This is a genomic window from Acetobacter malorum (genome assembly GCF_002153605.1).
Classification (GTDB): domain Bacteria; phylum Pseudomonadota; class Alphaproteobacteria; order Acetobacterales; family Acetobacteraceae; genus Acetobacter; species Acetobacter malorum_A.
This window is the reverse complement of record NZ_JOPG01000006.1, coordinates 1-3,186: the sequence shown is the minus strand read 5'-3', so window position 1 is coordinate 3,186 and position 3,186 is coordinate 1. Positions and strand designations below refer to the sequence as shown.

The window sequence follows — 3,186 nt, the reverse complement described above, 5'->3', positions numbered from 1 at the left end:
CCAGAAACTAAAAGCAACTGTCTAAATTCTCAGTCAGAACCCCATTAAAAAAGGGGGGATTACCTACCTTCCTATTTTTAAAGGAAGGTACATGCACGAATAAAATTACTTACCCTCAGACAGGCTTACGTGAATTCGCAGCGGCGACGAATTTGCCCCACTTCACGAGCGTTTCGGTGCAGTCTGTCTGATCGAGCTTACATTCGATCAATGTTGGACCACGTGTATTTTTCTTGGCCTTTTCAATGGCATCAGCCAGTTCTGCACCTGTCGTAGCGTGCAGGCCAAGTCCGTATTTCCCACTTTCAACACCCGGGACACCTTGATTGAAGACCTGCATTAGGGCCGCATAGTCCCAGTTTTGAATGTAGTTATACGGGCCATCATGAATGGCAATTTCAATGACGTAACCGTGGTTGTTCACGAGAAAGATGATGACAGGCAATTCATAGCGGACCATCTGCGCAACTTCCTGCGCGGTCAATTGAAACGAGCCGTCACCGACCATCAGAACATGCCGTCGCTCAGGCGCAGCCAAGGCGTTACCAAACATGGACGGCACAGACCAACCGATATGCCCCCACTGCATTTCCGTCTCAACCTTAGCCCCCTCAGGCAGATGCATGCGTGTTGCATTGAACCAGGAATCACCGGTCTCGGCGTATAGTGTCGTGTTGCCATCAACCAACGCATTGATCTGACGGGTCATCTCATCATTGGTGAGCGGCTTCGCGCCGTCAGCGACCGGCAGCGTAACCGGGGTATACGGTTTCACCAACGAGGCAGGCTTACTGGACACCTGCTCCGTCAGAGCAGCCACGAATTCCTTCAAACGGAAACCTTCAAAAGTCTTCCCGTTCACCGTAACCCGGCTCGGGTTCACTTCAAGCACACGCTCTCCACGCACGGAATCTCGCCAGCCGACAGTCGAATAATCATTCCAGACCGGAGCCAAGGTAATAACCGCGTCGGCGCTCTTAACGACATCTTCAACGCCAGGGCTGCTGACTTCCCCCCAGTAAACCCCACGGAAACCTGGGTGAGCTTCAGAAAAGAAACCCTTGGCCGCAGCCATAACGGTCACAGCACAACCAAGCTTGTCTGCGAGAGCTACTGTCTCCGTAAGAGCCTCGCAGGAACGCAGCTTACTGCCGACAAGAATGACAACATTCTTAGCCTTCTCAAGGAACGTGACACTTTCTTCAAGCGCCGCCTTGAGGCTGTCTTCGTCTGCCTTCAGGTGAGACAGAAGCGACGAAACCGGACCTGGGCGCACACATGGCTGGCTCGCAACGTTACAAGAAATTTCTAAATAAGCGGGCTTTTTTTCGCGCAGTGCGGTCCGAATGACATGATCGATTTTTGCGGTTGCAGTGTCTGCCGAGGTGATGCTCTCAGCCGCACACGTAACGTGCTTCACCATCTCCATTTGATAATTATAGTCTGTCGTGCCGATCGTGTGGTGCAGGACATGGCCCGACCCATGATCATTAGAGTTCGGCGCACCAGAAATCAGAATGACGGGTAGATTTTCAGCATAAGCCCCACCCAGGCCATTCATTGCTGAAATTGCACCGACACTAAACGTCACCACAGCAGCAGCAGCACCATTTTCGCGCGCATAACCTTCCGCCGCGAAGCTGCAATTCAACTCATTGCAGTCATAGATCTGCTTCATACCGCCATGCTCAATCAGTTGATCAAGCAGAATCAGATTGTAGTCACCAGCAACAGCAAAATGGTGCTTTAGACCGATTTGTGTCAGCCGCTCAGCAAGATAATGTCCAACAGTGAAAGTCATAACACAGGATCTCCAACAAAAATTCTTTCCCCAAGATGGATGCCCCTCTTTTAAACGTCCAATATATATTTTGACTGATTGTCATATGTAGATAATATGGATCCATGGATCTTCGCCATCTACGCTATTTCGTGGCCATCGCAGAGCATGGCAGCTTCACAAAAGCTGCGGAGGTGCTCCATATCGAGCAGCCCCCTCTCAGCCAGCAGATTAAATCCCTAGAAACAGAGCTCGGAGTGCAACTCTTTATCCGGTCTAAACGCGGGGCCACCTTAACGGATTTTGGGGAGCAGCTTTTTGAAAAAGCCCAGACAATTCTGCGCCTTGAACATCAATTCCACCTTCTGGCCAAAGGATTATCTCTTGGCGAACAAGGGCGTCTTAGAATAGGGATGGCTGGTGCCGTCGCGCTTTTGCCTCTGATACCAAAAGCCATACGGACATTTCGTGAGCAATGGCCGGATGTTGTGATTACACTCGAAGAAAGTAACACTCCTGCTCTCTGTGAAGCATTACGAGAGCGTCGGGTAGATCTCGCCATTGTGCGTCCACCCGCACCAGACCCGGATATCGCGCTTCATCCTCTCTTCGATGAACCTACACTGATCGCCATTCCAAAAGGCCATCCACTTTCCAAGCGCCATACGCTCAAATTAATCGATGTCGCCAAAGAACCATTTCTTATTTTTGATCGCTCACTCGGTCCCGGTTTCTACGATGCTATTATCTCAGCCTGCCAACAAGGCGGCTTTACTCCGCGTTTCGGACAAGCAGCCCCTCAGATCGCCGCAACAATTCCAATGGTTGCGGCGGGACTGGGTGTAGCAGTCGTTCCGGCCTACCTGCGACAAATTCATGCCGATGGCGCAACATTCCATCCCATCTCCGGCCCCTCACCTCGAGCCAGCATCTCGCTTGCCACCCTTGAAACGGAATTGACTGGACCAAGCGCCAATTTCCATCAAATTCTTCTTGCTATAGGAAACAATAATTAGAATATGATATTGAGTTTATTATCAAAAATTCCCCGTGAATTTTAGTCATACATATCAATTGTTTCCACTAATGCCGCGACGGTTGATGCGCCAAAAAATCCCTTAAATTATCGAGAAAAGTTCGAACGCGCAGAGGCACGTTGCGTCGACTTGGCATCGTTGCAAACAATCCGATCGTCTCCCCTTGGTACTCGGGCAAAAGACGTACCAGCCTGCCGCGTTGCAGGTCGCCGCCAACGTCCCACAAGACTTTTGACGTGCCCCCTTTTTTGTATCCACTCAAAAGGAGAGTTCCCGTTTTTTATGGCTTGGGGTTGATGGGATGACAAGGGTCTCGGGGGCATGCCCCCGAGACCCTTGTCTGGCGATCTGATCCGGTGTCCTGCCATC

2 protein-coding genes are annotated in these 3,186 nt (G+C 50.8%); one reads left to right on the top strand and one right to left on the bottom strand.

Annotation, left to right across the window (positions count from 1 at the left end):
- Positions 1-115: 115 nt before the first annotated feature.
- Positions 116-1,801, bottom strand: coding sequence for an alpha-keto acid decarboxylase family protein (locus HK23_RS03170; RefSeq protein WP_086652837.1), 1,686 nt, complete (start codon positions 1,799-1,801; stop codon positions 116-118).
- A gap of 104 nt (positions 1,802-1,905) precedes the next feature.
- Between HK23_RS03170 and HK23_RS03165 the strand changes: the two genes are divergently transcribed.
- The gene (locus tag HK23_RS03165; RefSeq protein WP_025828658.1) at positions 1,906-2,796 is read left to right on the top strand and encodes a LysR family transcriptional regulator; all 891 of its coding nucleotides are present in this window, start codon (positions 1,906-1,908) and stop codon (positions 2,794-2,796) included.
- The last annotated feature ends 390 nt before the right edge of the window (positions 2,797-3,186 follow it).

Excerpts from the sequence above, each read along its gene's own strand:
- HK23_RS03165 (WP_025828658.1), top strand. The coding sequence starts at position 1,906 with ATGGATCTTCGCCATCTACGCTATTTCGTGGCCATCGCAGAGCATGGC.
- HK23_RS03170 (WP_086652837.1), bottom strand. The coding sequence starts at position 1,801 with ATGACTTTCACTGTTGGACATTATCTTGCTGAGCGGCTGACACAAATC.